Here is a 25,250-nt window from a genome sequence, read left to right on the forward strand (position 1 = left end):
CTGGATCACATCTCCCGATCGAAATATGTAAGACCCCTCTTACGTAGAGATGTAAGAGACCTCTTACGAACACCACGGTACTTGAACTTGGAGGGTTCCATGAGCACCACCACGCACGCCATCGCCGCCCCGGCGCCGGGTGCGCCGCTCGCACCGACCACGATCGAGCGCCGCGAGCTGCGCGCCGACGATGTCCTGATCGACATCGCCTACGCCGGCATCTGCCACAGCGACATCCACCAGGCCAAGGAGGACTGGGGCCAGGCGATCTTCCCGATGGTCCCGGGCCACGAGATCGCCGGTGTGGTCGCCGCGGTCGGTTCCGACGTCACGAAGTACCAGGTCGGCGACCGTGTCGGCGTCGGCTGCATGGTCGACTCCTGCGGCGAGTGCGAATACTGCCTGGCCGGCACCGAGCAGTTCTGCGTCAAGGGCAACATCCAGACGTACAACGGTGTCGGCTTCGACGGCGAGAACACCTACGGCGGCTACAGCAACCAGATCGTCGTGAAGGACGCCTTCGTCTGCCGCATCCCCGAAGGCATCAGCCTCGACATCGCCGCGCCGCTGCTGTGCGCCGGCATCACCACCTACTCGCCGCTGCACCACTGGGGCGCGGGGCCGGGCAAGAAGGTCGCCGTGATCGGCCTCGGCGGCCTCGGGCACATGGGTGTCAAGATCGCCGCCGCGATGGGCGCCGAGGTGACCGTGCTGAGCCAGAGCCTCAAGAAGCAGGAAGACGGCCTCAAGCTCGGCGCGACGGACTACTACGCGACCAGCGACGAGGCGACGTTCGACGTCCTCAAGGGCAAGTTCGACGTCATCCTCAACACCGTGTCGGCCAAGCTGCCGATCGACGCCTACCTCGGCCTGCTGAAGGTCGGCGGCGCGATGGTGAACGTCGGCGCGCCCGGCGAGCCGCTGAACTACAACGCCTTCTCGCTGCTGGGCGGCAACAAGGTGCTGGCCGGGTCGATGATCGGCGGCATCGCCGAGACCCAGGAGATGCTGGACTTCTGCGCCGAGCACGGCATCGGCGCGGAGATCGAGACGATCTCGGCCGACAAGGTCAACGAGGCCTACGAGCGGGTCGAGAACTCCGACGTGCGCTACCGGTTCGTCATCGACGCCTCGACCATCGGGGCGTGACGAAGGAGCACGGCAACCGCGTCAGAACACCACTGTCCGGTTGCCGTGCACCAGCACCCGGTTCTCCAGGTGCCACCGCAGGCCGCGGGCGAGGGTGACCTTCTCGATGTCGCGGCCCTTGCGGACCATGTCCTCGACCGAGTCGCCGTGGTCCACGCGGATCACGTCCTGGTCGATGATCGGGCCCGCGTCGAGGTCCGCGGTCACGTAGTGGCAGGTCGCGCCGACCAGCTTCACCCCGCGCGTGTGCGCCTGGTGGTATGGCTTAGCGCCGATGAACGACGGCAGGAAGCTGTGGTGGATGTTGATCGCCCGGCCGGCCCAGTCGCGGCACAGGTCCGCGGGCAGGATCTGCATGAACCGGGCCAGCACCACCGCGTGCGGGTCGTGCTCGTCGACCAGCTTGCGCAATTCTTCGAACGCCTCGGCCTTACCGCCGGCCGGGAACGGCACGTGGTGGAACGGGATGCCGTGCGCGCGGGTGATGTCGGCGAGCGACTCGTGGTTGCCGATCACCGCCGCGATGTCGACGTCCAGCTCCCCGGACGCCACGCGCCCGAGCAGGTCGTACAGGCAGTGCCCGGCCTTCGACACCAGAATCACCGCCCGCCGCCGTTCACCGGTGTCACTGACCTGCCAGCTCGAGTCCGCGGACAGGTCCGCGGCCACCTCGGCGAAGCGGGCGCGCAGGCCGGCGGCGTCGAACGGCAGTGAGTCCGCGCGCACGACCTGGCGGGTGAAGAACCAGCCCGTGTCCGGATCGGTGTGGTAGGCCGCTTCGACGATCCAGCCGCCGTGCTCGGCGAGGAACCCGGAGATCCGGGCGATGATGCCGGTGCGGTCGGGGCAGCCGAAGGTGATGACGTAGCGGCGTTCGGGAGCGGTCACGACGGGCATTCTCCCTCGCCGCGGTTCAGGGTGCTGCCAGTGGTGTGAGGTCACCCGTGACCGACGCTTGGTGCGGACGGCCCCACAGCGCGCGGTAGACGTCGTCGGCGGCGCCGTTGATCTCGGCGTTCGGGGTGCCCAGGGTCCACGTGCGCTCCGGCGTCGTGACGCGCACGTCGGCCGTGATGCCCCGGCGCGGGGTGAGGTACGTCAGGTATTCGTCGACGCCGTCGTTCGCGAAGTCCGGTGAGAAGCGCGTCGCCGGCGCCGGGGTGAGCGCCGATTCGGCGTCGAGGCGGTGGATCGCCGTCTCGTGGGCCATCCGGCGCGTCCAATCGCCGACCGTCGTGCCGAAGCCCGGGTACGGCGAGTACGCCGGGGTTTCCGGGTCGCGGGCCAGTGCTTCGCGCAGGGCCAGGCGCTGGCCGTCCCACCAGCCCAGCAGGTCTGCCCAGTCCGCAGGCGGCTCGGGGCGCACCGGCCGGTTCACGGCCAGCCCGACGGCGAAGCCGTGCACAAACGCGATGTGCCCCACCAGGTCATGGACAGTCCACTTCGGACAGTTCGGCACCGGCGCCGCCGGCCCGGCTTTCAGCGCCGCCCGCTTCAGCGCGTCCGCGTGGATGTCGATCGCTTCCCGCATGAGCCGACCGTAGCCGTCGGCCGGCCTCGATCGCGACGACCAGGCCGAGTCCGAGGCCGAAGGACAGCAACAGGCCCTTCACCGGTTCGTCGGCGAAGGCGGCTCCGCCGGCGAGGCCGATCAGCACGCTGTACACCGCCCAGATCGCCGCGCCGGCGGCGTCGAGCGGCACGAACCGGCGCAGCGGACAACCGAGGCTGCCGTTCGCGAGCGCGCTGGCGACCCGCCCGCCCGGCAGGTAACGCGCGGCGATGATCAGCAGCCCGCCGTTGCGCCGCACCTGGTCCTGCGCCCACTCGTACCGGCGGCGCCCGTCCGGCCCGCGCTGCAGCCACGCGATCGCGCGCGGCCCCGCGGACCGCCCGGCGGCGTACCCGAGGCAGTCGCCCGCCCACGCCCCGGCGGCGGCGACCACGGCGAGCAGCGCGAGGTCCGCGGGATCGGGCCCGAGCAGCACGGCGACGGTGACCACGGCCGTCTCGCTGGGCATGAACGGCAGCAGCGCGTCCAATCCGGACACGGCGAAGACGAGCACCCACAGCCACGGCGAGCCCAGCGCGCCGCGCAGCAGCTCGGTGACGTGCGCCAGCAGTTCCACGTCCTCATGGTGATCACCCCAGGTCACCTCCGGGTGACGCAGTGGGGGTGCCTCGGTGAACGTTCAGGCGGGGGCGACGGCGGCCCACGGGACGGTCAGCTCACCCAGCCGCACCCGCGACGGCGGGCCCAGCACCGGCCACCCCCGCAAAACCAGCAGCCGCACCGTTTCCAGCCAGCGGGAGCGGACGCCGAACGCCTGGTGCGGGGCCGCCGTCGCCCAGCAGGCGTCGAGTGCCGACAAGAGCGCGTGGACCCGCTCACCCGGGACGTTCCGGTGGATCAGCGCCTTCGGCAGCCGCTCGGCCACCGTCGACGGCCGGTCCAAGCCCGCCAGACGCACCGACAGCGTCAGCGAGACCGGGCCGTCGCGGGATACCAAGATCCACGTCGAGAGCCGGCCGATCTCGTCACAGGTGCCCTCGACCAGCAAGCCTTCAGCGGGCATCGAATCCAGCATGAGCTGCCACGCGCCCGCGACCTCGTCCTCCGCGTACTGGCGCAGCACGTTGAACGCCCGCACCAGCACCGGCCGGGTCCCCGCCAGCTCAAACCCGCCGCGGCGAAAGGAAAGCCACGGTGGTGATGCCGCGTACTGGGCAAAAGCCACCCGCGAAGCGTCCAGTTCCAGGCCCAGCACCCGCACGTCCGGGCGGACCTGACGCAGCCACCGCGCCAGCTCGACCGTCGTCACCGGGGACGCGCCGTAACCCAGGTCGACGACCAGCGGCGAGTCCGAAGCACGCAGCAGGCGCGTGGTCGGCGGCGCGGAAGCGATCCACCGGTCGACCCGGCGCAGGCGGTTCGGGTTGGTCGTTCCTCGGGTCGGCGCGCCGACCGGGCTCAGGCGGCCTCGGCCAGCCACTTCGCGGAGAATTCGGCTTCGCGGTCCAGCAGCTTCGTGACCTGCTCGGCGATCACGCCCTCCAGCTTCGCGCCGAACAGCGGGATCCGCACGACCACTTCGCCGCTGGTCCGCAGCACCGTCTTGTCGCCGTCGACCAGCAGCGCCGTCCGCGCGGTGATTTCACCCGGGACCCCGCCGACCTCGACCGCCGCCTTGCCCTGGTACTCGGCGCCAGAGGGCTGCCAGATCTGCGTGCGGGTCACCATCAGGTCGCCCTTGTGCAGTGTCCGGACCGCCTGCGGCAGCTTGTCGGCGCTGATGCCCTGCCGCAGCTGGTAGCGCAGGCCCTTCTCGGAGACCTCGTACGACAGCAGCGCCGCGGCGTGCCCGCCGAGCTGCTCCAGGCGCGCTCGCAGCGCGTCTTCACCGGCCACCGCGGCGTACGCGGATGCGACGTCGGCGGTGAAGTCAGCACGGTGCTCGATCCGGGATCCCATGAGCCGGACAGTACCGTCAGACGCGTGAACTCCGCCCGAACTCCCGCACTCCCGAAGCTCTCCGCGTACACCACGCTGCGCCTCGGCGGCCCCGCCCGCCACTTCGTCAGCGCCGTGACCAGCGAAGACCTCGTCGCGGCGGTCCGCGAGGCCGACGCGGCGGGCGAACCGGTGCTGCTGCTCGGCGGCGGCTCCAACCTGGTGGTCGGCGACGCGGGGTTCGACGGCACGCTCGTCGAGGTGGCGAACACCGGCTGGCGGCGTGACGGCGACGTCGTCGAGGTCGAAGCCGGCCAGAACTGGGACACGTTCGTCGCCGGCCTGGTCGAGGCCGGGCTGGGCGGGCTCGAATGCCTCTCCGGCATCCCGGGCAGCGTCGGCGCGACGCCGATCCAGAACGTCGGCGCGTACGGCTGCGAAGTCGCGGAGTCGATCGTCTCGCTGGAGCTCTACGACCGGCGGACGCGCGAAGTGCGGACGCTCAAGGCCGACGAGCTCGGCTTCGCCTACCGCACCAGTGTGCTCAAGGGCACGGACAGCGGCGTCGTCCTGTCGGTCCGCTTCGAAATCCGCGGGGACGGCCTCTCCGCGCCCATCCGCTACGCCGAACTGGCGCGCACGCTCGGCGTCGGGATCGGCGCCCGCGTCCCGGCCGCCGACGCGCGCGAAGCCGTGCTCAAGCTGCGTCGCGGCAAGGGCATGGTGCTCGACGCCGACGACCACGACACGTGGAGCGCGGGCTCGTTCTTCACCAACCCGATCGTCCCGTCGGCCGAGGCGGAAGCCGTCCTGGCGCGCATCACGGGCAGTGTCGACGGCGACGTCCCGCAGTACCCGGCCGACGGCGGCGTGAAGCTGTCCGCGGCCTGGCTGATCGAGCGCGCCGGCTTCGCCAAGGGGTACCCCGGGCCGGGGAACCGCGTGTCGCTGTCGACGAAGCACACCCTCGCGCTGACCAACCGCGGCGACGCGACGACGGAGGACCTGCTCGCCCTGGCCCGCGAAGTCCGCGACGGGGTGTACGAGCGTTTCGGCGTCCGGCTGCACCCGGAACCTTTACTGATCAACTGCGTGATTTGAGCCGAACCGGGCAACCTGGACGTGTATGAGACGTCTTTGTCGACAAAGGCATGTCCACCTGATCGGATGGTCTTTACCTTTCGGCGGGTAACGTCAGAGCGGTCACCAGCGCTAAGGGCTTGGACCCGCTGGTCGGTGGGGGAAACTCGGGAGGTTTCGGTGATCGAACGGCGCATGGTCTTCAAGGCCGCTTTGGCGGCGGGGGCCGCAGTGATCGCCGCTGCCTGCTCGAGCACGAACGACGGCACCGCGCTGCCCACCGGCGCCGCGGGGGCCGACGGCGAGGGCGGCGCGCAGCCCGTGGCGAAGATCACAGCCGAGCCCGCGGCCGACGCGAAGGACGCCTCCGTCCTCAAGCCGGTCGTGCTCAAGGTCGCCGAAGGCAAGTTCACCGAGTGCAAGGTGACCGCCGAGGGTGGCAAGGACGTCAAGGGGGACACCGCGCCCGACGGCCTCACCTGGACCAGCTCCGAGCCGCTCGGTTACGGCAAGAAGTACACCTACGCGGCCAAGGCCACCGGCACCGACGGCAAGCCGGTCGAGTTCACCGGCAGCTTCACCACGATCTCGCCGGCGAAGCAGGTCCGCGCCACGCTCAACCCGGCCGACGACCAGCAGGTCGGCGTGGCCATGCCGGTCAGCGTCAAGTTCCAGTCGCCGGTCAAGGACCGCAAGGCGGTCGAGAAGGCGCTGTCGGTGAAGACGGACAAGGAAGTCGAGGGCGCCTGGGGCTGGCTGTCCGACAGCCAGGTCGACTACCGGCCGAAGGAGTACTGGCCGCAGAACATCACCGTGAGCGTCGAGGCGAAGCTGTACGGCGTCGAGCTGGGCGGCGGCGCGTACGGCAAGGCCGACGTCACCACGAAGTTCAAGATCGGCCGCAACCAGGTCGTCAAGATCAACACGCCGGAACACCAGATGCACGTCTACCGCGGCGGCTCGCAGGTCAAGAGCTACCCGTGCGCGAACGGCCTGGACGGCGAGGTCGACCGCAACACCCCGAACGGCACCTACATCGTGATGAGCAAGGAGCCGTCGGCGATCTTCGACAACGCCCGCTACGGCTACACGAACGTCAACAAGAAGTGGGCCTGCCGGTTCTCCAACCACGGTGAGTTCATCCACGAGAACCAGGACAACGCCGCCAACATCGGGAAGACCAACAACTCCCACGGCTGCGTCAACCTGCTCGAAGCCGACGCCAAGGACTACTTCGACTCCGCGCTGGTCGGCGACCCGGTCGAGATCACCGGCTCCAAGCTGGGCGCGCCGATGAACTCGGACGTCAAGGACTGGAACTTCTCCTGGTCGGCCTGGCAGGCGATGGGCGCGAAGTAACGGTGCGCACCGAAGTCGTCGGGCACGGCGGGACGCGGCTCGGCCTGCGGGTCGAGGGCGCCGAAAACAGCAGGCCGATCGTCTTCGTGCACGGCTGGGCGCAGTCGTCCGGGGCCTGGGCGGCGCAGCTGGCCGACCCCGCGCTGACCGAGCGGTTCCGGCTCGTCGCGATGGACCTGCGTGGCCACGGCGCCTCCGACGTCCCGGCCGCCGGCTACGACGACCCGGTGGTCTGGGCCGACGACCTCGCCGCGGTGCTCGACTTCGCCGGCCCGGACGCGATCGTCGTCGCCTGGTCGTACGGCGGCCTGGTGCTGACCGACCACATCCGGGTGCACGGCACCGCACGGCTGCGCGGCATCGTGCTCGTCGGCGCCATCACCGAGATCGGCCGCGAACGGCCGGGCGGACGTGTCGGGCCGCTGATGCGCGAGCACATGCGGGGCATGCTTTCGGACGATCCGGACATCGCGGTCCCCGCGCTCACCGCGTTCAGCCGCGGGATGGTGGCCGGCCCGGTGCCGGGCACCCAGGCGCAGGCCCTGCTCGGTGCGTCTTTGAGCGTGCCTCCCGCGGTGCGTTCGGCGCTCTTCCGGCGCGACATCGGCAGTGAAGAAGTGCTGGTCACGCTGGACAAACCGGCCCTCGTCGCGCACGGCACGGCCGACCGCGTGATCGAGCCGTCCGCGGCCGAACACCACCTCGGGAAGATTCCGGGTGCCGTCGGGCGTTGGTTCCTTGACGGGGGGCATGCGCCCTTCGCCGAGTCCGCGGACGAGTTCGACGTGGCACTGCGGCAGTTCGCCGAGGAATGCTGAAGTAACGCAGGAGACGACCAAGGTGACCAGCTCCATCCGGGGGTTCCGTGCTGCGCCGCGAAGGATCGCGGTGCTGTCCGTGCACACTTCGCCGCTCGAACAGCCGGGAACCGGTGACGCCGGCGGGATGAACGTCTACGTCAGCCAGACGGCGACCGAGATGGCCCGCCGCGGCGTCGAGGTGGAGGTGTTCACCCGCGCGACGTCGTCCGACCAGCCGCCGGTGGCCGAACTGGCGCCGGGGGTGACCGTCCGGCACGTGCAGGCGGGGCCGTTCGAGCCGCTGAGCCGCGACGAACTGCCCGGCCAGCTGTGCGCGTTCACCTCCGGCGTGCTGCGCACCGAGGCGTTCCACGAGCCCGGGCACTACGACCTCATCCACTCGCACTACTGGCTGTCCGGCCAGGTCGGGTGGCTCGCCCGCGACCGGTGGTCCGTCCCGCTCGTGCACACCGCGCACACGCTGGCGAAGGTGAAGAACGCCGCGCTCGCCGAAGGGGACAAGCCCGAGTCGCGCATCCGCGTCATCGGCGAGGAGCAGGTGGTCGCCGAGGCCGACCGGCTCGTCGCCAACACCGCGGTCGAAGCGCGTCAGCTCATCGACCTCTACGACGCCGAGCCGCACGCCGTGCACGCCGTGCCGCCGGGCGTCGACCTCGAGCGGTTCACCCCGGGCCCGAAGAACCTGGCGCGCGCCGAGCTGGGCCTGCCGGACGACGCCGTCGTGCTGGCCTTCGCCGGCCGGATCCAGCCGCTCAAGGCGCCGGACGTGCTGCTGTACGCGGCGGAAGCGCTGCTGCGACGGCGTCCCGAGCTGGCGTCGAAGCTGGTCGTGCTGATCGTCGGCGGGCCGTCCGGCACCGGGCTGGAGCAGCCGCAGGCCCTGCGCGAGCTCGCCGTCTCCCTCGGCATCGAGCGGCAGGTCCGGTTTCTGCCGCCGCAGCCCGGCGAAGCGCTCGCCCGCGTCTTCCGCGCCGCCGACGTCGTCGCGGTGCCCAGTTACAACGAGTCGTTCGGCCTGGTCGCCCTGGAGGCGCAGGCCTGCGGGACGCCGGTGGTCGCGGCCGAGGTCGGCGGGCTGCCGGTGGCGGTGCCGCACGGCGTCTCCGGGCTGCTGGTGCCCGGGCACGGCGCCGAGGAGTGGGCGGACGCGCTGGCCGCGGTCGCGCTGCGCCCCGACCGGTGCGCCGAGCTCGGCGCCAACGCCGTTGTGCACGCGCGGCGGTTCTCCTGGCGTCGCACGACGGACGCGCTGCTGGACATCTATGCTCAGGCCACCAGCGCCTTCCGGCACGCGCTGGAAGTGCGCACGGAGGTGGCGGTGTGAGCCTGGACGAGCTGATCCAGTCTACTTTGGACTCAGCCGAGCTGGAGTACGACAAACGCGGTCCTGGCAAGTACTTCGTCACGCTGCCGGGGACGAAGAAGCTGCAGACGAACGCGTGGCTCGTCGACGGCGACCACGCGTTTTCCGTGGAGGCGTTCGTCTGCCGCCGCCCCGACGAGTCCCATGAGGACGTTTACCGGTTCCTGTTGCAGCGCAACGCGAAGCTCTACGGCGTTCATTACACAGTGGACAGTCTCGGCGACATCTACCTGGTCGGCCGGTTCGGCAAGGACACGATGAGCGCCGACGAGCTCGACAAGGTGCTCGGCCAGGTGCTGGAGGCCGCCGACGGCGACTTCAACACGCTGCTCGAGATCGGCTTCGCGACGTCGATCAAGCGCGAGTGGGACTGGCGCGTCTCCCGCGGCGAGTCCCTCGCCAACCTCCAGGCGTTCAAGCACCTCGTGGCGCCCGAGAAGCCGCACGAGCCGGGCTTGACCGAGTCGTGACCCAGTCCGTGCAACGGGGCTGAACCGGACATCCGTCTCACCGCCAGTCGAAACTGGAGGGAGACCCAAGATGCGGACTCGATGGAGAGCGGCGCTGGCGATCACCGCGGCGGCGTTCGTGCTGGCCGGCTGCTCGGCGGCGGAAAACGGAGCGTCCACGGCGGACAGTGCGGGGTCGGCACGCGTGCCCGCCGCGCCGCAGCAGGGCACCGGCGGCACCGGCAAGACCGAGCAGGGCAAGGGCACGCAGGTGACCCCGCCGCAGGCCGGAGCCACCGATCGCAAGCTCTCACGCAGCGCCCGGATCGACCTGACCGCGACGAAGGTCGTCGACGTCGTCGCGCAGGCCCGTGGGATCGCGCTGAGCGCCGGCGGTTACACCGGGCAGGAGAGCACCGCGGACGAGTCGGCGACCCTTTCGCTGGCGGTGCCCGCGGACAAGCTCGACCCCGTGCTCGACCAGCTTGCGCACCTCGGCACCGCCATGGTGAAGCGGGAGCTGAACACCCAGGACGTCACCGAGCAGGTCGTCGACGTCGAAGCCCGGCTGACGACGCAGCGCGCGTCGGTCGCGCGGATCCGTGCGCTGCTCTCGCAGGCGACTTCGGTGTCGGACATCACGTCGATCGAAAGTGAGCTCACGAGCCGCGAATCGACGCTCGAATCCCTCGAACAGCAGCGGAACTCGCTGGCGGGCAGTGTCGCGATGGCGACCGTCGCGATGAGCATCCGGAGCGTGGCCGCGCCGCCGCCGGTGCAAGAAGAGTCCGCCGGTGGGTTCCTCGGCGGGCTGGCCGGCGGCTGGGACGCGTTCCTGACCTTCGGTGGCGGCCTGCTGACCGTGCTGGGCGCGATCGCGCCGTTCCTGCTGATCGCCGGGCCGCTCGCGTGGGTGGGCTGGCGGCTGAACCGGCGCCGCCGCGCGGCACGGCCGCACCCGGAGCCGACCGAGGCGTGAAGCGGGCAGGCGGGACGGCTCGAGGGAGGGGGGAGTCGCGATCTCGAGCCGCCCCGCTGAAGTTCCCGCCGATCAGGACCCGGTGACGAGGGGGGTGCCAACGGGGCCGGCGGGCCGCGGCTCGGCAGGGGGGAGACGAGCCGCGGTCAAAGCCCGAAACCGGCCGGGGAGTGCGTGGAATCCGACCGCTCGGGACGTAGTCAACCTGTCAGATCTCGACCTGTAATCACAAGACTACTCACTAGTCCGTTCGAGTGAAATTACCGCTGAGCGATAACGGTGTGCAGTCTGCGACCGGGATTTTGCGCGTTGTTGGCACCTGGACTTGTCGAAGAGTGAGGTGTTACTCCTAAGTAACACACTCTGCGTAGGTTATGAGGTCACCGGTGGGCCGGGTGGTCCGTTCTGGCAGGCTGGGCGCATGGCCGAGATTGGGACATTGGTGCTGCTGCGGCACGGGCAGAGCACGTGGAACGCGGAAAACCTGTTCACCGGCTGGGTGGACGTGCCGTTGTCGGAGCAGGGCGAGGGCGAAGCCCGCCTGGGCGGGCAGCTGCTGGCCGGCGCCGGGCTGCTCCCGGACGTGGTGCACACCTCGCTGCTGCGGCGCGCGATCTCCACCGCGAACATCGCGCTGGACGCGGCCGACCGGCACTGGATCCCGGTGAAGCGCGACTGGCGCCTCAACGAGCGCCACTACGGCGCGCTGCAGGGCAAGAACAAGAAGCAGACCCTCGACGAGTTCGGCGAAGAGCAGTTCATGCTCTGGCGCCGCTCCTACGACACCCCGCCGCCGGCGATCGACCCGAAGGACGAGTGGAGCCAGGCCGGCGACGCCCGGTACGCGAACCTCGGCGACAATGCGCCGCTGACCGAGTGCCTCAAGGACGTCGTCGAACGGCTGCTGCCGTACTGGGAGTCCGAGATCGTGCCGGACCTGCGCGCGGGCAAGACCGTGCTGGTCGCCGCGCACGGCAACTCGCTGCGCGCGCTCGTCAAGCACCTCGACGGGATCTCCGACGCCGACATCGCCGGCCTCAACATCCCGACCGGCATCCCGCTGCGCTACGACCTCACGGCCGACCTGAAGCCGGTGAAGGCGGGCGGCGAGTACCTCGACCCCGAGGCCGCCAAGGAAGCCGCCGCCGCGGTGGCGAACCAGGGCCGCTGACTCACGTGACCGGCCGGATGGCGGTCGCCTTCCAGCTCGCCCCTTCACGGACGACGTCCAGCTCGACCGTGAAGGGCTTGCTGGTGGCCTTGCCGGTCGCGTCGGTGACCTGAAGGTTCGTGAAGAACAGCACGATCGCCCGCCCGCCGGTGAGCGCGACGACCCCGGCCACCGGGTTCGGCCCGAGGGTGGCCTTGGTGCCACTCCGGCGGATCGCGTCGACGTTGCTCGCCTTGTTCGCGCGGTAGTTGCTCAACAGCGGATCGGCGAGGGCGGCCTCGACCCGGGCGTACGAGCCGTCCGGGTCGGCGCTGTCGGTCGTGAACACGGCGCCGGCGATCGTGCGGGCCCCCGCCAGTGCCGAGTCGCGCGCGCCCGACGGTGTGCCGTCGTCCGGCCGCGGCGCGGGGGCCGGCAGGACCGGGTTCACCACGATGTCCGAGAGCCGCCAGCGTCCGTCCGCCTTCACCGCCGTGAGCGAGACCGCGGCCAGGCCCACCGTTGCACCGGTGTGCTGCTCGAGCACGGCCAGTTCGCGGACGCGGTCGCCGGTGAACTCCACCGCGGCCGCCTGCCGCACCTGCGTGGTCAGCAGAATCGCCTGCGGGCTCTTCCTGACATGGTCGAACAACGTCGTGAGCTGGTCCTTCGCCCCTCCGGTGACGTTCGCGGCCACTGTCTGGTCGAACGCGGCCGGGTTCGCGGAGTCGTAGCTGAAGACGGCTTCGGCCGCGGTCTTCACCGCGGCGAGCGCGGCGGCCGTCGCCGGGGCGTCGATCACCGCGCGGTTCTCCGCGCCAGGGACCGGCGCGGCCGTGCCCGAGACCGCCGACGAGCACGCCGACGTCACCAGGACCAGTGCCAGGAGCGCTCGTTTCACAGCAGGCCGGCCTCGCGGGCCCGGGCCCCGGCCTGGAACCGGGACGACGCGCCGAGGAGCTCCATCAGCTCCGCCACCCGCCGCCGGTAGGTCCGCAGGCCGACACCGAGGGCGCGCGCCGCCGTCTCGTCCTTGCAGCCGGAGGCCAGCTGCACGAGGATCTCGCGCGCGCCCAGCTCGGTGAACCGGGCCTGGTAGGACTCCAGTTCGGTGGCGCCGGCCCAGGCCGCCTCGAACAGCGACTGGATGCCCTGGACCAGCTCCGGGCTGCTGACCACCGTGTAGCTGCGGACGCCGCCGACGTTGTCACCGGCCACGATCGCGATCCGGCGGTCCAGCAGGATCGTCTCGTTGATCTCGCGTTCGGTGATCCGGATCCGGGCGCCGTGCGTGGCCATGAACCGCAGGTGCTCGGCCAGCTTCGGGTCGAACAGCACGCCGGGCAGGTACATCTTGCGGACGTTCATGTCCCGCACCGCCTGCTCCCGCTCGGGCGCGGTCGGGTGCGCCACCGACCACGTGTGCAGGTCGCGGGCCGCGCACGAAACCTCCGTCGCGGCCGCGAACAGGTGGGCCGTCCGCTCGAACAGCTCCGCTTCGCCCCGCACCACGGCGACGTCACTGACTCTCTCCACGCATTCCAGTGTGGCAGCAAACTGCCAAAACCGGTGGTGGCGAGCCCGCGCCGGAAAGCTGGAGCCATGACCACGAACACCCTTCCCGCCGCCGCGGCGGGCACCTGGCAGCTCGGCTCCTTCGAAGTCAACCGGCTCGGCTTCGGCGCCATGCGCCTGATGTCCACTTCGGACGGTGGCATCCGCGACCGCGAGACGTCGATCGCCGTGCTCCGCCGCGCCGTCGAGCTCGGCGTGAACCACATCGACACCGCCGTCTTCTACTTCGCCGGCCCGCGCTCGGCGAACGAGCTGATCAACCGCGCCCTCGCGCCGTACGACAACCTGACGATCACCACCAAGGTCGGCCCGGGCCGCGACTTCACCGGCGCCTTCTACACCGCCCGGCCGGACCAGCTGCGGGCCCAGGTCGAAGAGAACCTCCGCGAGCTGGGCCTCGAGCACCTCGACGTCGCCAACTACCGGATCGGCGAAGGCCTCGACCGCGGGGAAGGCTCGCTCGCCGACGGCTTCGGCGCGCTCGCCGAGCTGCGGCAGGAGGGCCTGATCCGCGAGCTGGGCATCTCCAACGTCGCGCCGCACCACCTGACGGAGGCCCTCGAGATCGCGCCGGTCGTCTGCGTCCAGAACCAGTACGGCCTCACCGCCCGCCGCGAGGACGACGAGATCGTCCGGATGTGCGCCGAGCGCGGCATCGCCTTCGTGCCGTTCTTCGCCGTCGCCAGCGGCGCGGGGGAGGACGCGCGGGTCGCCGAGGTCGCGCGCCGGCACGACGTCACCCCGGCGCAGGTGCGGCTCGCGTGGACCCTCCACCAAGGACCGCACGTGCTCGCCATCCCCGGCACCGGCGACGTCGCGCACCTCGAACAGAACGTCGCCTCGGCGGCTCTGGAGCTCACCGACGACGACCTGAAGACCCTCGACGGCGATGCGTGATTCACCCGGAATGTCTCGCCGGGGAATCGATCGGGTGAACGTCGGCTGAAGCACACGCGAACATGTCCTCCCCAGGTGTCGCGGTGCTCACGACAAGGCGGACAACGCTAGGCCGAAGGGCCACTTCTCCGCTTACGATCGGCCTGTGACCACGCCTGTTTCACTCGCACTGGCCATCGGAGCCCTGGTGGCCGGTGCGGTGGTCGGTTACCTCGTCGCGCGGGCGCGCACCCGCCGCGAAGAGGCCCGGCCGCCGGGCCCGACCGTCGCCGAGCTCCTCGAACGGCTGGTCCGGTCGTCGAACAACGGCGTCGTCGTGCTCAACAAGTTCGGCGACATGGTGCTGCACAACCCGCGCGCCTACGAGCTGGGCCTGGTGAAGGTCAACCAGGCCGACCCGCGGGCCCGCAAGGCCGCCGAGCAGGTCGCCGAGACCGACGAGCCGCTGGAGATCGACCTTTCGCCGCTCGAAGCGCGCGGCCGCCAGCCGGAAGCGGTGCTCGGCGAGGTCCGGCCGCTCGGGGACGGCTTCACCGTCGTCGAGGCCGTCGACCACTCCGAGGCCATCCGGCTGGAGGCCGTGCGCCGCGACTTCGTCGCCAACGTCAGCCACGAGCTCAAGACCCCGGTCGGCGCGATCGCGCTGCTCACCGAGGCCGTGCTCGACGCCGCCGAGGACGTCGAGGAGGTCCGCCGCTTCGGCGGCAAGATCCTGCGCGAGTCCACCCGGCTCGGCCAGCTCGTCACCGAGCTGATCGCGCTGTCCCGGCTGCAGGGCGCCGAGCGGCTGCCGGACCTCAACGTCGTCGAGATCGACGCCGTCGTCCGCGAAGCGCTCGGCCGGACGACGCTCTCGGCCGAGTCCGCCGAGATCACCATCACCACCGACGCGGCCAGCGGCCTGCTCATCGAGGGTGACCGCACGCTGCTGGTCACCGCGCTGTCGAACCTGCTGGAGAACGCTGTCGCGTACTCGCCGGCCGGCAGCCCGGTCTCGATCTCCCGGCGGCTGGCCGACGGGATGGTCGAGGTCGCCGTCACCGACCGCGGCATCGGCATCCCGGAGGACGAGCAGACGCGGGTGTTCGAGCGCTTCTACCGCGCCGACAAGGCCCGCTCGCGCGCCACCGGCGGCACCGGGCTCGGCCTGGCCATCGTCAAGCACGTCGCGGCCAACCACGGCGGCTCGGTCGGGCTGTGGAGCCGGCCCGGCACCGGCTCGACGTTCACCCTCCGCATCCCCGCGCACGTCCGTCCCGAGCCGGCCCCGGAGCCGGCCCGCGCGGCCAAGACCTCGCCGGCACCACGGCAGGAGAAGACCCCCGAGCGCACCCCGAGGCTCGTGGTTACCGGGCAGGACAGCCCAGATCATGGAGGAAACCTGTGACCAGGGTTCTCATCGTCGAGGACGAGGAGTCGTTCGCCGACCCCCTCGCCTTCCTGCTGCGCAAGGAAGGGTTCACCGCGGCCGTCGCCGGCACCGGCCAGGCCGCGCTCGAAGAGTTCGACCGCAACGGCGCCGACATCGTGCTGCTCGACCTGATGCTGCCCGGGATGAGCGGCACCGACGTCTGCAAGCAGCTGCGCCAGCGCTCCGCCGTGCCGGTGATCATGGTGACCGCGCGCGACAGCGAGATCGACAAGGTCGTCGGCCTGGAGCTCGGCGCGGACGACTACGTCACCAAGCCGTACTCGGCGCGTGAGCTGATCGCCCGGGTCCGCGCGGTCCTGCGCCGCGGCGGCGAGCCCGGCTCCGAAGGCGAGCTGGCGCCGCTGGTGCTCTCGGCCGGCCCGGTGCGGATGGACGTCGAGCGGCACGTCGTGACCGTGGACGGTGGCGAGGTTTCGCTCCCGCTCAAGGAGTTCGACCTGCTCGAATACCTGCTCCGCAACGTCGGCCGGGTGCTGACCCGCGGCCAGCTCATCGACCGGGTGTGGGGCGCGGACTACGTCGGCGACACGAAGACGCTCGACGTCCACGTGAAGCGGCTGCGCTCGAAGATCGAGCCGGACCCGGGTTCGCCGCGGCACCTGGTGACGGTTCGCGGTCTCGGGTACAAGTTCGAGACGTAAGACCCGTTTCGGGCGGTATCGCCCCCGCGCAGGCGCGCCGGGGCGCTACCGCACCGAGTGTTGTTGGTTACAAGTTCGAGACCTGGCGCTCGGGCCGGTACCCTGGACCCCCGTGCGCCTAGGGGTACTCGACGTCGGTTCCAACACCGTCCACCTGCTCGTGGTCGACGCCCACCGTGGCGCCCACCCGACGCCGATGCATTCCGAAAAGTCCGTGCTCCGGCTGGCCGAGCGGATCACCCCCGGTGGGGAGCTCAGCAAGGCCGGCGCCGACGAGCTGGTGACCGCCGTCGAGTCCGCGAAGGAAGCCGCCGCGCGGCTCGGGTGCGAAGAAGTCATGGCCTTCGCCACCTCCGCGGTCCGCGAAGCGAAGAACTCCGCGAAAGTGCTGGCCCGGGTGGCCGACAAGACCGGCGTCGAGCTGCGGGTGCTGTCCGGTGTGGACGAGGCCCGGCTGACCTTCCTCGCCGTCCGCCGCTGGTACGGCTGGTCGGCCGGGCAGCTGCTGGTGCTCGACATCGGCGGCGGCTCGCTGGAGATCGCGATGGGCCGCGACGAAGAGCCCGTGCTGGCCGAATCGCTGCCCTTGGGCGCCGGCCGCACCACTCGGACCCGCTTCAAGCACGATCCGCCGACGCGCTCGGAGCTCGTCGCGACGTCGGCGTGGCTCGACGACCAGCTCACCGAGCTCTCGCGGAAGGTCACCAAATGGGGTGAACCCGATCGGGTCGTGGCGACGTCGAAGACGTTCCGCTCGCTCGCCCGGCTGACCGGCGCCGCCCCCTCGGCGGCGGGCCCGCGCGTGCGACGTACGCTCACGGACACCGCATTGCGCCAGCTCCTGGCCTTCATCTCGCGCATGCCCTCGGCCGAGCTGGCGCACCTCGAGGGGGTCAGCTCGAGCCGATCGCACCAGCTGGTGGCGGGCGCGCTCGTCGCGCAGGCCACTATGCGGGCGCTCGGTTTGCCGGAACTCGAGATCTGCCCGTGGGCTCTGCGAGAGGGTGTCATCCTGCGGCGGCTGGACCATTCCAACGGCGCGGATGAAACTGGAGCCGCCCTCGTGGCGCGTTTCGGCGCACAGGAGGACCGGTGAAAGCAGTCGGCTGGACTTCCCGGAAGGTAAACGGGCACGGTGAAGAGGTGACGGACATGCAGAGGTCGGCGTTCAGCGCGCGCGGCACCGCAGGTGTGCCGTCGCGGACCGCTTCACCAGGTGCCGAGGACCAGGAGCGCGCAGGGGACGACCAGGTATGACGGACCAGACCGGAGGCGACCAGCCGCAGAAGACCGTGGCTGAGCTGCTCGCCCAGCACGGCGCCCAGGTCGACGGCGGACGCCGTCGCCGCCGGCGCGCGGCCGATGACGACGACGAGCCGGCCACCCCGGAGGCGCCGCCCGGCGCGACCGGTTCCCACCGGCGACCGGGCGTGACCGACACCGGCCCGCAGGCGATCATCGACCGGGTCGCCGGCGAAGGCACCCCGCCGCCGCCCAACCGGCCCGCCGGCCGGCGCCGCGCCGAGCCGTCCCCGCCGCCCGCACCTCGCGCGGTCCCACAGGACTCCCAGCCGCTTCCGCGGCAGGTTCCGCCACCCCCGCCGCCGGCCCGGCCCGCCCCCGGTGGCGCCGAGTCCGGCCAGTACGCGCGGCCCCCGGCGCCGCCGCAGCAGTCGGGCCAGTTCACCCGGCCGCCGCAGGATTCCGGGCCGTTCCCGAACCCGCCGGCGCGGCCGCCGCAGGACTCGGCGCCGTTCGCGAGCCCGCAGGAGTCGGCGCAGCTGCCCGTGCCGCCGCGCGCGCCCCGGCGTCAGCCGCCTCCGCCGCAGCCGTCCCAGCAGCTGCCGACCCCGCCGCCGCCCGCGGCCGAGGAGACCCGCGGGGCCGTCCCGCCGGTCCGGCGCCGCCCGCCGCCGTCGCAGCAGCTGCCGACCCCGCCGCCGCAGCCGTCCCAGCAGCTGCCGACACCCCCGCCGCCCGCGGGGCCGCTGTCGGCCCGGCTCGACGGCCTCAACGGCAGCCCGGACGCCGACGTCGACGTCCCGCCCGGCCCGATGGCCAGCGGCACGTTCTCGACCCCGCCGGCCGCGCCCGGCCGGCCGCGCCGGGGCCCGGCGCGCCGTCCGCAGCCGCAGCAGGAGGCCTACACCGAGCAGTTCTCGGCGGTCCCCGACGACGAGCCGCCGGCACCGCCCAAGGGCGGCAAGGGCAAGAAGCCCGAGCCGCCGGCACCCTCCTCGCCCGCCGGCCTGGCGAACTGGCGCAAGCGCCGCGAGAAGGAGCAGATGGAGGACACCGAGATCGGCGTCATGCCGGTGGTGCCCACCGAAACCCCGGACGACGGTTATCCCGAGGACGACTTCGAGCCCGACGGTTTTGCCCCGGAGAGCAGCGGCTACCAGGCCGCCTTCGACGCGGGCCCGCCCACCGGCGCGTACCCGCCGCCGATGCCGTTCGCGCCCGGTGACCGGGCCTCGCGGGCGCCGATCCCGGACGACCTCGAGCCCTACGAGCGCGAGTTCGCCGACGGCTACCCGGCCGACGGCCCGGACTTCGAGCAGGACGACTACGCCTACGAACAGGGCGACGGTTACGAAGACGAGTACGACGACGTCCCGGAGCCGGTGGCCGAGCCGGAACCCGCGGCCTCGCCGGGCAAGGCGTGGCTGGCCCTGGCCGGCCAGCTGGCGATGGGCGTGGTCGGCGGCGCCGCCGTCTGGCTGGGCTTCAACTGGCTGTGGGTGAACATCCCGGCCGCCGCGCTGGTCGCGGCGCTGCTGGTGGTCGTCGCGCTGGTCTGGATCGTGCGGAAGATCCGCCGCGCCGAGGACCTGCAGACGACCGTGCTCGCGGTGCTGGTCGGCCTGGTGGTGACGGTCTCCCCGGCGGCCCTGCTGCTCGTCGGCCGCTGACCGGCGGGGACGCGGTGATCCGCGTCCCCTTCGGCGCACGCCCCTGCTTCGCACCCTGGGTGACGAGGCAGGATGGCGCGCGTGACAGACGAGAAGCCGGTTCCCGTCGGCCTGAGCACGGCGTCGGTGTGGCCCCTCAAGGCCGGGACGGCCTTCGAGCTGGCCGCCGAGCTGGGTTACGACGGCGTCGAGGTGATGGTCTGGGCCGACGCGGTCAGCCAGGACGTCACCGCGCTGCGCCGCTGGTCGCGCCGCACCGGCGTGCCCGTGCTGTCGATCCACTCGCCGTCGCTGCTGATCACCCAGCGGATCTGGTCGCCCGACCCGGAGGTCCGGCTGCGGATGTCCGTCGACGCCGCCCAGGAGCTCGGCGCGCGCACTGTCGTGGTGCACCCGCCGTTCCGCTGGCAGCGCCGGTACGGCGACGCGTTCGGTGATCTCGTCGACGAGCTCGAGGAGTCGAGCGGGATCGAAATCGCCGTCGAGAACATGTTCAAGGTCCGCCCGCCGGGTGGTTCGAAGAATTCCCGGGTGTCGGCGTTCCGGCCGTCGATCGATCCGACGGACGTCGGTTTCCGGCACTACACGCTCGACCTGTCCCACACAGCGGCAGCCCGGATGGACGCGCTGGCGCTCGCCGAGCGGATGGGTGAAGGCCTCACGCACCTCCATCTGGCGGACGGCACCGGCGTCCCGAAGGACGAACACCTGGTGCCCGGCCGGGGTGGCCAGCCTTGCGCCGCATTGCTCGAGAAGCTGGTCAGCAGTGGTTTCGCCGGTCAGATCGTGCTGGAGATCAACACCCGGCACGCCGTCAACGCGGCCCAGCGCGTCCGCGACCTGGCGGAGGCATTGCTGTTCGCGCGATTCCACTTGGGTGCATAACCGAGCACGTTCCGACAGAACACGACTACTCCCGAGTGCAATTCCGCCGGTTCGGCACGTAAAGTTCCGACTGTGAAACCGTCGCGCTCGTTGATCGTCACCTACCCGGATTCCCGCATCGGCACGGCGCGTTCGTGAGCGGAATGGACGGCACCGCCGGGTCCTTCGACACGGCGAGTGCGACGCGGTCGCTGGGGGACGGCACCTTCACCGCGGTGCTGCGTGCGGAATGGGCCATCGGCTCGCACCCGCACGGGGGATTTCTCCTGGCCCTGCTGGCCAAGGCGGCGATCGCCGCGCTGCACGAACGCGGGGAGCCGCACGCCGAGCCGCTGGTCGTCAGCGCGGAGTTCCTGCACGCGCCCGCGCTCGGCCCGGTGCTGCTGCGCACGGACGTCCGCAAGGTCGGCCGCCGCGCGACGGTCGTCGAGGTCCGGCTGGAGCAGCGCGGCCGCAGCTGCGTCGAGGCCCGGGTGACCACCGGGCGGCTGCCGATGCGGCGCCCGGAGTGGACGGACGTGCCGTCGATGCCCGCCGAGCCGCCGTCGGGGGCGCTGACCATGCCGGAGAGCCCCGAAGGCCCGTTCAACCTGGCCAAGGGCTGCGACGTCCGCCTCGACCCGGCAACCGCGGGCTACCTGGCCGGCCGCACCGGCGAGCCACCGCGGATGCGGCTGTGGGTCCGGCCGCGCCACGGCGTGGTCGACCCGTACTTCACGCTGCTCGCCTCCGACGTCAACCCGCCGGTGGTGATGAACCTCGGCCGGATCGGCTGGGCGCCCACGGTCCAGCTGACGGCGCTGCTGCGAACGCGCCCGGCCCCGGGCTGGCTGCGCGTCGTCGTCGAGTCCCGCTCGGTGCACGAGTCGTGGTTCGACTCGGACGCCACGGTGGTGGACGCGCAAGGGCGGCTGGTGTGCCAGGCGCGGCAGCTGGGCCTCGCCCCGGCACCGGGCGGCTGAGCCGGGCTTCGGTCGGGTCGGACGATGTGGGCGCCGGTTAGTGAGGTCTGCGGTGCCGGGCTTGCGCCGGGGGCTGTCAGGGCGTGGGGTTCGCTGCGTGGGACCGGCTCGGTGCGATCGTCGTGCGCAGGCCAGGGTCTGCTCGGGGTCGCCTCGGCACCGGGCGGCTGAGCCGGGCATCGGTCGGCTCGGACGACGTGGGCGCCGGTTCGAGGGGTCTGCTGAGGCTTGCGTTGAGCGCCGGAGCGCGTGGACCGGCTGAGCGCGACCGCTGCCTGCCGACCGGCGTGTGGCAGGCGCGGCAGCTGGGCCTCGCCCCGGCACCGGGCGGCTGAGCGGCGTTTGGCACGCTGGACGCCATGACGGTCATCGCGGTGCTGGGTGCGGGGAAGATCGGCGAGGCGTTGCTCTCGGGGCTGCTGCACGGCGGCCACGAGCCGGGCGACCTCCTCTTCACCGAGCGCTATCCGGCGCGCGTCGAAGAGCTCACCGCGCGCTACGGCATCCGCGGCGTCGACGTCGAGGAAGCCGCGAAGCAGGCCGACATCCTGGTCGTCGCCGTGAAGCCGCAGGACATCGAGCCGGTGCTCGCCGAGCTGGCGCCGCTGCTCGGGCCGTCGTCGCTGGTGGTGTCGCTGTGCGCCGGGCTGCCGACCTCGCTGTACGAGCGGCGGCTGGCCGAGGGGGTGCCCGTGGTGCGGGTCATGCCGAACACGCCGATGCTGGTCGGCGAGGCCATGAGCGCCATCTCGGCCGGGAAGCACGCCACCGCGGACCACCTCGCCGTCGTCCGGGACCTGCTGTCGCACGTCGGCCAGGTCGTCGAGGTGCCGGAGGGGCAGCAGGACGCCGTCACGGCACTCTCGGGCTCCGGGCCCGCGTACTTCTTCTTCCTGGTCGAAGCCATGATCGACGCCGGCATCCTGCTGGGCCTGCCGCGCGCGCTGGCCGGCCAGCTGATCATCCAGTCGGCCGTCGGCGCGGCGAAGATGCTCGCCGAGTCGGAGGAGCACCCGGTGCTGCTGCGCGAGGCCGTGACGTCGCCGGCCGGGACCACCATCAACGCGATCCGCGAGCTGGAGAAGCACGGCGTCCGGGCGGCGCTGCTGGCGGCCATCGAAGCGGCCAAGGACCGGTCCGTCGAGCTGGGCAAGGCCCACGAGGACTAGGCCCGCGGCCGCCAGTCGTTCGCCCAGGCGTCGAGCCGGATGAGCGTGCCGAACAGGGATTTTCCCTGCTCGGTGAGGGTGTAGCCCTCGGTGTGGGCGACCAGATCGGCTTCGCCCAGCTCGCGCAACCGAGTGGTCAGGACGCTCGACGAGACGCCGTCGCAGCGTTGCTGGAGCTCGCGGAACGTCGGTTTCGCGCCGTCGCGCAGCTCCCAGAGGATCCGCAGTGCCCAGCGCCGGCCGAGCAGGTCGAGCAGCGCCATGATCGGGCGGCCGGTGGTCGAGCCGCGGACGGGCCGGCCGGGGAGCGGTGTCATCGTGCTTTCCTTTCCGAAGCACGGATGTTAGCTTGCCGACATGCCTCTAAAATCGAAGCAGCCGCGGATCGCGCCCCTCGAGACGCCGTACGACGCGGATGCCGCCGAGGCTCTCGAGCAGCTCGGCCCGCCCATCCAGCTGTTCCGCGTGTGGGCGCGGCGTCCCGACCTGGCCCGCGGCGTCGCGGGCTGGGGCCGTTACTACTTCTCGCGGCAGTCGGCGTTGACGATCCGCCGGCGTGAGCTGGTCATCAACCGGACGACCGCGCTGTGCGGAGCCGACTACGAGTGGGGCGTGCACGTCGCGACCTTCGCCGAGAAGGCCGGCTTCGACGCTCCACAGCTCCGTTCGCTGGCGGCCGGCTCGCCCGCCGACGACTGCTGGGACGTGGGGGACCGCGCGGTGCTCGTGGCCGTCGACGAGCTGCACACGACGTCCGACCTCTCCGACGAGGCGTGGGCCGGGCTCGTGGCCGCGGCCGGCGAGGACGGCGCGCTCGAGCTGGTCCTGGTCTGCGGCTGGTACCACGCGATCTCGTTCGCGGTCCGGGCGCTGCGGCTGCCGCTGGAGCCCGGAACGCGGCCGATCGGCGCCTGACAGCTGTCCGGATTAGCCGTATTGGGCGATTGCGCCCTTCTTGCACGCGCGGGTGCCCGTGCGTTAGCGCTGGTAGGGGCCCATCTCGGTGACAGGCGTCGCATTAGTCCCACCAGTCCCGCTACTCTCGATAGAGCACGTGCGTGTCGATACCACAGGTGGGGAAGCCTCGTGGCGCGACACGTGTCGAAGGACGCGGTAAACATGTCGCCGAACAAAAAGGAGGATCTGCCGGCAGTCGGGCAGGTCCAGTTCCTGACGGTCGCCGAGGTGGCCACGCTGATGCGGGTCTCCAAGATGACCGTCTACCGTCTCGTGCACTCGGGTGAGCTACCCGCCGTCAGGGTCGGGAAGTCCTTCCGGGTGCCGGAGAAAGCAGTGCACGAGTACCTCCAGGGTGCGTATTACGACGTGGGATGAACCGGCCGGCGGGCACGCCGCCGCCAGCGGCGTGCGGGGCTTGGACGTGCCCGCCGACCGGCCCGCGCATCGTGGCGGGTAACCTGGAAAACCGCTCGTGCCTGTGCGCTCCACCCGTTGGACGCTGCGCCGGGCAGCGTGACCGACGACGACCTAAGGAGCGCCCATGGGCTCTGTGATCAAGAAGCGCCGTAAGCGCATGTCGAAGAAGAAGCACCGCAAGTTGCTTCGCCGCACGCGAGTGCAGCGCAGGAAGGCCGGCAAGTAAGCCAGCCCTGCGTAGCCGTGGCCCGTCCAGTCTCTGGACGGGCCACGTCCATGTGGTGGACCCGTCCCCCCGTTCGAGTGTTGTCTTCGTCGCTTTCCGGCGAATAGCGGTTAATAGCACGTAAGACACCCGTGAGCTACCACTGATGAGCGGTAACATCTCAAGGGCGTCCGCGCGATGCTTCCAGTGAGTGCAGGCCCGCGCACTTCGGGTGATCGTCCACCCCCACCACGCCCTACGCCGCAGGGAGCTGTATGCCGTCGAACGTCGTGCTCGTCACCGGGGTCGCCGGGGAACTGGGCGGGAAGCTCCTCGCCCGCCTGGGCAACAACCCCGACTTCGAACGAGTCATCGGTGTCGACACGGTTCCCCCGGACAAGACGGTTCTGCAGCGCATGGGGCACGCGGAGTACGTCCGCGCGGACATCCGCAACCCGCTGATCGCGAAGGTCATCAGCACCGCCAAGGTCGACACCGTGGTGCACGCGTCCTGCACCGCGCACCCGGCCGGGCCGGGGCGCCGCACGGCGATCAAGGAAGTCAACGTCATCGGCACCATGCGGCTGCTCGCCGCCTGCCAGCGCTCGCCGCTGGTCCGCAAGCTGGTGGTGAAGTCTACGGCGGCGGTCTACGGCGCCGGCGCCCGCTCGCAGGCGGTGTTCACCGAGGATTCCGAGCTCATCCCGACGTCGACCAGCGGATACGCGAAGGACGCCGTCGAGATGGAGGGGTACGTGCGCGGCCTGATGCGCCGCCGTCCCGACATCACCACGACGCTGTTCCGCTTCGCCAACATCATCGGGCCGTCGACCGACACCGTGCTTTCCCGCTACTTCGCGCTGCCGGTGGTGCCGACGGTCTTCGGGTACGACGCGCGCATCCAGCTGCTGCACTCTTCGGACGCGCTGGCCGTGCTGGAACGCGCGAGCCTGACCGACCACCCCGGCGTCTTTAACGTCGGCTCGGAGGGGGTACTCACCCTCTCGCAGGCGATCCGGCGAGCCGGCCGGGTCGAGCTGCCGATGCCGCGGACCGTGGTGCCGTCGGTCGGCAAGGTGCTGCGCGGGGCCCGCGTCGTCGACTTTTCCGCCGACCAGGTCCGGCTGCTGAATTTCGGCCGGGTCGTCGACATCACCAAGCTGAAGCAGGAGTTCGGGTACACCCCGCGGTGGACCACGCGTGAGGCGTTCGACGACTACGTCGTCGGACGTGGGCTCCGGCCCGTGCTCGACGGCGGCAAGCTGGCGGGCCTGGCCGGGAAGGTGCTCGTGGCTGCGGCGACGGGGCAGGCGAGCCGATGAGCAGGCCTTTCGGGGGTCCGGGTGGCGGAGCCCCCGGCCCGGAGCGAAGCTCCGGTTGTTACAGCAGGCCTT

28 protein-coding genes are annotated in these 25,250 nt (G+C 71.4%); 20 read left to right on the forward strand and 8 right to left on the reverse strand.

Annotated elements, in window-relative coordinates; genetic code table 11:
- Nucleotides 1–99 precede the first annotated feature (99 nt).
- Nucleotides 100–1,149 carry an NAD(P)-dependent alcohol dehydrogenase gene (locus ACIA5G_RS02475; RefSeq protein WP_395920450.1) on the forward strand — a complete coding sequence of 350 codons (1,050 nt, stop codon included), beginning with the start codon at nucleotides 100–102 and terminating at the stop codon, nucleotides 1,147–1,149.
- Nucleotides 1,150–1,170: 21 nt separating this feature from the next.
- On the opposite strand, the gene purU is transcribed toward ACIA5G_RS02475, so the two are convergent.
- The 5 genes from purU to ACIA5G_RS02500 all read right to left on the reverse strand — a co-directional run bounded on the left by purU (nucleotide 1,171) and on the right by ACIA5G_RS02500 (nucleotide 4,621).
- Nucleotides 1,171–2,046, reverse strand: a complete 876-nt coding sequence (purU, locus tag ACIA5G_RS02480) for a formyltetrahydrofolate deformylase (RefSeq protein WP_395920451.1) — start codon at nucleotides 2,044–2,046, stop codon at nucleotides 1,171–1,173.
- A gap of 16 nt (nucleotides 2,047–2,062) precedes the next feature.
- Complete coding sequence (locus tag ACIA5G_RS02485; RefSeq protein WP_395920452.1) at nucleotides 2,063–2,680, reverse strand: maleylpyruvate isomerase family mycothiol-dependent enzyme; 618 nt, start codon at nucleotides 2,678–2,680, stop codon at nucleotides 2,063–2,065.
- The gene (locus tag ACIA5G_RS02490; RefSeq protein ID WP_395920453.1) at nucleotides 2,577–3,278 is read right to left on the reverse strand and encodes a DedA family protein; all 702 of its coding nucleotides are present in this window, start codon (nucleotides 3,276–3,278) and stop codon (nucleotides 2,577–2,579) included. The genes ACIA5G_RS02485 and ACIA5G_RS02490 overlap by 104 nt, the downstream gene beginning before the upstream one ends.
- A gap of 63 nt (nucleotides 3,279–3,341) precedes the next feature.
- Nucleotides 3,342–4,142 (reverse strand): class I SAM-dependent methyltransferase, encoded by an 801-nt coding sequence (locus tag ACIA5G_RS02495; RefSeq protein ID WP_395920454.1) that lies wholly within the window; start codon nucleotides 4,140–4,142, stop codon nucleotides 3,342–3,344.
- Nucleotides 4,121–4,621 (reverse strand): DUF2505 domain-containing protein, encoded by a 501-nt coding sequence (locus tag ACIA5G_RS02500; protein ID WP_395920455.1) that lies wholly within the window; start codon nucleotides 4,619–4,621, stop codon nucleotides 4,121–4,123. Before ACIA5G_RS02500 ends, ACIA5G_RS02495 begins: the two co-directional genes overlap by 22 nt.
- A 24-nt stretch (nucleotides 4,622–4,645) precedes the next feature.
- On the opposite strand from ACIA5G_RS02500, the gene ACIA5G_RS02505 reads away from it, so the two are divergent.
- The 7 genes from ACIA5G_RS02505 to ACIA5G_RS02535 all read left to right on the forward strand — a co-directional run bounded on the left by ACIA5G_RS02505 (nucleotide 4,646) and on the right by ACIA5G_RS02535 (nucleotide 11,822).
- Entirely contained in the window at nucleotides 4,646–5,701 is a 1,056-nt protein-coding gene (locus ACIA5G_RS02505) for a UDP-N-acetylmuramate dehydrogenase (protein WP_395920456.1), read from the forward strand.
- Between the two features lie 159 nt (nucleotides 5,702–5,860).
- The gene (locus tag ACIA5G_RS02510; RefSeq protein ID WP_395920457.1) at nucleotides 5,861–7,039 is read left to right on the forward strand and encodes an Ig-like domain-containing protein; all 1,179 of its coding nucleotides are present in this window, start codon (nucleotides 5,861–5,863) and stop codon (nucleotides 7,037–7,039) included.
- Nucleotides 7,040–7,041: 2 nt separating this feature from the next.
- The gene (locus tag ACIA5G_RS02515; RefSeq protein ID WP_395920458.1) at nucleotides 7,042–7,857 is read left to right on the forward strand and encodes an alpha/beta fold hydrolase; all 816 of its coding nucleotides are present in this window, start codon (nucleotides 7,042–7,044) and stop codon (nucleotides 7,855–7,857) included.
- A gap of 22 nt (nucleotides 7,858–7,879) precedes the next feature.
- On the forward strand, nucleotides 7,880–9,184 hold the full coding sequence (gene mshA / locus ACIA5G_RS02520; protein WP_395920459.1) for a D-inositol-3-phosphate glycosyltransferase: 1,305 nt from the start codon (nucleotides 7,880–7,882) through the stop codon (nucleotides 9,182–9,184).
- Nucleotides 9,181–9,693 (forward strand): YbjN domain-containing protein, encoded by a 513-nt coding sequence (locus tag ACIA5G_RS02525; RefSeq protein WP_395920460.1) that lies wholly within the window; start codon nucleotides 9,181–9,183, stop codon nucleotides 9,691–9,693. Before mshA ends, ACIA5G_RS02525 begins: the two co-directional genes overlap by 4 nt.
- A gap of 70 nt (nucleotides 9,694–9,763) precedes the next feature.
- Nucleotides 9,764–10,651 (forward strand): DUF4349 domain-containing protein, encoded by an 888-nt coding sequence (locus ACIA5G_RS02530; protein ID WP_395920461.1) that lies wholly within the window; start codon nucleotides 9,764–9,766, stop codon nucleotides 10,649–10,651.
- A 421-nt stretch (nucleotides 10,652–11,072) separates the two neighbouring features.
- Complete coding sequence (locus ACIA5G_RS02535; RefSeq protein ID WP_395920462.1) at nucleotides 11,073–11,822, forward strand: phosphoglyceromutase; 750 nt, start codon at nucleotides 11,073–11,075, stop codon at nucleotides 11,820–11,822.
- A gap of 1 nt (nucleotide 11,823) precedes the next feature.
- Here ACIA5G_RS02535 and ACIA5G_RS02540 read toward each other — a convergent pair whose 3' ends face one another.
- Both ACIA5G_RS02540 and ACIA5G_RS02545 read right to left on the reverse strand, forming a co-directional pair.
- The gene (locus ACIA5G_RS02540) at nucleotides 11,824–12,702 is read right to left on the reverse strand and encodes a hypothetical protein (protein ID WP_395920463.1); all 879 of its coding nucleotides are present in this window, start codon (nucleotides 12,700–12,702) and stop codon (nucleotides 11,824–11,826) included.
- A complete protein-coding gene (locus tag ACIA5G_RS02545) occupies nucleotides 12,699–13,337 on the reverse strand; it encodes a DNA-binding response regulator (protein ID WP_395920464.1) in 639 nt (212 codons plus the stop codon). Before ACIA5G_RS02545 ends, ACIA5G_RS02540 begins: the two co-directional genes overlap by 4 nt.
- A gap of 66 nt (nucleotides 13,338–13,403) precedes the next feature.
- Here ACIA5G_RS02545 and ACIA5G_RS02550 point away from each other — a divergent pair, with 66 nt between their 5' ends.
- From ACIA5G_RS02550 to proC, 8 genes are all read left to right on the forward strand, one after another.
- The gene (locus ACIA5G_RS02550) at nucleotides 13,404–14,273 is read left to right on the forward strand and encodes an oxidoreductase (RefSeq protein ID WP_395920465.1); all 870 of its coding nucleotides are present in this window, start codon (nucleotides 13,404–13,406) and stop codon (nucleotides 14,271–14,273) included.
- Nucleotides 14,274–14,418: 145 nt separating this feature from the next.
- Complete coding sequence (locus tag ACIA5G_RS02555; RefSeq protein WP_395920466.1) at nucleotides 14,419–15,660, forward strand: sensor histidine kinase; 1,242 nt, start codon at nucleotides 14,419–14,421, stop codon at nucleotides 15,658–15,660.
- Entirely contained in the window at nucleotides 15,657–16,346 is a 690-nt protein-coding gene (locus ACIA5G_RS02560) for a response regulator transcription factor (RefSeq protein ID WP_285482158.1), read from the forward strand. Before ACIA5G_RS02555 ends, ACIA5G_RS02560 begins: the two co-directional genes overlap by 4 nt.
- A 112-nt stretch (nucleotides 16,347–16,458) precedes the next feature.
- Entirely contained in the window at nucleotides 16,459–17,442 is a 984-nt protein-coding gene (locus ACIA5G_RS02565; RefSeq protein WP_395920467.1) for a Ppx/GppA phosphatase family protein, read from the forward strand.
- Between the two features lie 157 nt (nucleotides 17,443–17,599).
- On the forward strand, nucleotides 17,600–19,258 hold the full coding sequence (locus ACIA5G_RS02570) for a hypothetical protein (protein ID WP_395920468.1): 1,659 nt from the start codon (nucleotides 17,600–17,602) through the stop codon (nucleotides 19,256–19,258).
- 72 nt (nucleotides 19,259–19,330) lie between these two features.
- The gene (locus ACIA5G_RS02575) at nucleotides 19,331–20,143 is read left to right on the forward strand and encodes a sugar phosphate isomerase/epimerase family protein (RefSeq protein ID WP_395920469.1); all 813 of its coding nucleotides are present in this window, start codon (nucleotides 19,331–19,333) and stop codon (nucleotides 20,141–20,143) included.
- A gap of 143 nt (nucleotides 20,144–20,286) precedes the next feature.
- Nucleotides 20,287–21,105: a thioesterase family protein gene (locus ACIA5G_RS02580; protein ID WP_395921854.1), complete on the forward strand. Its 819-nt coding sequence runs from the start codon at nucleotides 20,287–20,289 to the stop codon at nucleotides 21,103–21,105.
- A 359-nt stretch (nucleotides 21,106–21,464) separates the two neighbouring features.
- Entirely contained in the window at nucleotides 21,465–22,274 is an 810-nt protein-coding gene (proC, locus tag ACIA5G_RS02585; RefSeq protein ID WP_395920470.1) for a pyrroline-5-carboxylate reductase, read from the forward strand.
- On the opposite strand, the gene ACIA5G_RS02590 is transcribed toward proC, so the two are convergent.
- Nucleotides 22,271–22,591 (reverse strand): winged helix-turn-helix transcriptional regulator, encoded by a 321-nt coding sequence (locus tag ACIA5G_RS02590; RefSeq protein WP_395920471.1) that lies wholly within the window; start codon nucleotides 22,589–22,591, stop codon nucleotides 22,271–22,273. The two genes, proC and ACIA5G_RS02590, sit on opposite strands and share 4 nt — an antisense overlap.
- A 40-nt stretch (nucleotides 22,592–22,631) precedes the next feature.
- Between ACIA5G_RS02590 and ACIA5G_RS02595 the strand changes: the two genes are divergently transcribed.
- The 4 genes from ACIA5G_RS02595 (at nucleotide 22,632) to ACIA5G_RS02610 (ending at nucleotide 25,178) form a co-directional block, all read left to right on the forward strand.
- The gene (locus ACIA5G_RS02595) at nucleotides 22,632–23,189 is read left to right on the forward strand and encodes a carboxymuconolactone decarboxylase family protein (protein ID WP_395920472.1); all 558 of its coding nucleotides are present in this window, start codon (nucleotides 22,632–22,634) and stop codon (nucleotides 23,187–23,189) included.
- Nucleotides 23,190–23,393: 204 nt separating this feature from the next.
- Nucleotides 23,394–23,609 carry a helix-turn-helix domain-containing protein gene (locus ACIA5G_RS02600; protein ID WP_013222402.1) on the forward strand — a complete coding sequence of 72 codons (216 nt, stop codon included), beginning with the start codon at nucleotides 23,394–23,396 and terminating at the stop codon, nucleotides 23,607–23,609.
- A gap of 166 nt (nucleotides 23,610–23,775) precedes the next feature.
- Entirely contained in the window at nucleotides 23,776–23,877 is a 102-nt protein-coding gene (locus ACIA5G_RS02605; RefSeq protein ID WP_007030867.1) for a 30S ribosomal protein bS22, read from the forward strand.
- Between the two features lie 254 nt (nucleotides 23,878–24,131).
- A complete protein-coding gene (locus ACIA5G_RS02610; RefSeq protein ID WP_395920473.1) occupies nucleotides 24,132–25,178 on the forward strand; it encodes an NAD-dependent epimerase/dehydratase family protein in 1,047 nt (348 codons plus the stop codon).
- Nucleotides 25,179–25,250: the final 72 nt, after the last annotated feature.

It is taken from the genome of Amycolatopsis sp. NPDC051758 (assembly GCF_044453095.1).
Classification (GTDB): domain Bacteria; phylum Actinomycetota; class Actinomycetes; order Mycobacteriales; family Pseudonocardiaceae; genus Amycolatopsis.

Bases quoted from the DNA above. Each gene is read 5' to 3' on its own strand.
- proC (WP_395920470.1), top strand. From the start codon at position 21,465: ATGACGGTCATCGCGGTGCTGGGTGCGGGGAAGATCGGCGAGGCGTTG.
- ACIA5G_RS02575 (WP_395920469.1), top strand. From the start codon at position 19,331: ATGGCGCGCGTGACAGACGAGAAGCCGGTTCCCGTCGGCCTGAGCACG.
- ACIA5G_RS02580 (WP_395921854.1), top strand. From the start codon at position 20,287: ATGGACGGCACCGCCGGGTCCTTCGACACGGCGAGTGCGACGCGGTCG.
- ACIA5G_RS02570 (WP_395920468.1), top strand. From the start codon at position 17,600: ATGACGGACCAGACCGGAGGCGACCAGCCGCAGAAGACCGTGGCTGAG.
- purU (WP_395920451.1), bottom strand. From the start codon at position 2,046: ATGCCCGTCGTGACCGCTCCCGAACGCCGCTACGTCATCACCTTCGGC.
- ACIA5G_RS02485 (WP_395920452.1), bottom strand. From the start codon at position 2,680: ATGCGGGAAGCGATCGACATCCACGCGGACGCGCTGAAGCGGGCGGCG.
- ACIA5G_RS02535 (WP_395920462.1), top strand. From the start codon at position 11,073: ATGGCCGAGATTGGGACATTGGTGCTGCTGCGGCACGGGCAGAGCACG.
- ACIA5G_RS02475 (WP_395920450.1), top strand. From the start codon at position 100: ATGAGCACCACCACGCACGCCATCGCCGCCCCGGCGCCGGGTGCGCCG.
- ACIA5G_RS02595 (WP_395920472.1), top strand. From the start codon at position 22,632: ATGCCTCTAAAATCGAAGCAGCCGCGGATCGCGCCCCTCGAGACGCCG.
- ACIA5G_RS02550 (WP_395920465.1), top strand. From the start codon at position 13,404: ATGACCACGAACACCCTTCCCGCCGCCGCGGCGGGCACCTGGCAGCTC.
- ACIA5G_RS02590 (WP_395920471.1), bottom strand. From the start codon at position 22,591: ATGACACCGCTCCCCGGCCGGCCCGTCCGCGGCTCGACCACCGGCCGC.
- ACIA5G_RS02610 (WP_395920473.1), top strand. From the start codon at position 24,132: ATGCCGTCGAACGTCGTGCTCGTCACCGGGGTCGCCGGGGAACTGGGC.
- ACIA5G_RS02600 (WP_013222402.1), top strand. From the start codon at position 23,394: ATGTCGCCGAACAAAAAGGAGGATCTGCCGGCAGTCGGGCAGGTCCAG.
- ACIA5G_RS02500 (WP_395920455.1), bottom strand. From the start codon at position 4,621: ATGGGATCCCGGATCGAGCACCGTGCTGACTTCACCGCCGACGTCGCA.
- ACIA5G_RS02530 (WP_395920461.1), top strand. From the start codon at position 9,764: ATGCGGACTCGATGGAGAGCGGCGCTGGCGATCACCGCGGCGGCGTTC.
- ACIA5G_RS02605 (WP_007030867.1), top strand. From the start codon at position 23,776: ATGGGCTCTGTGATCAAGAAGCGCCGTAAGCGCATGTCGAAGAAGAAG.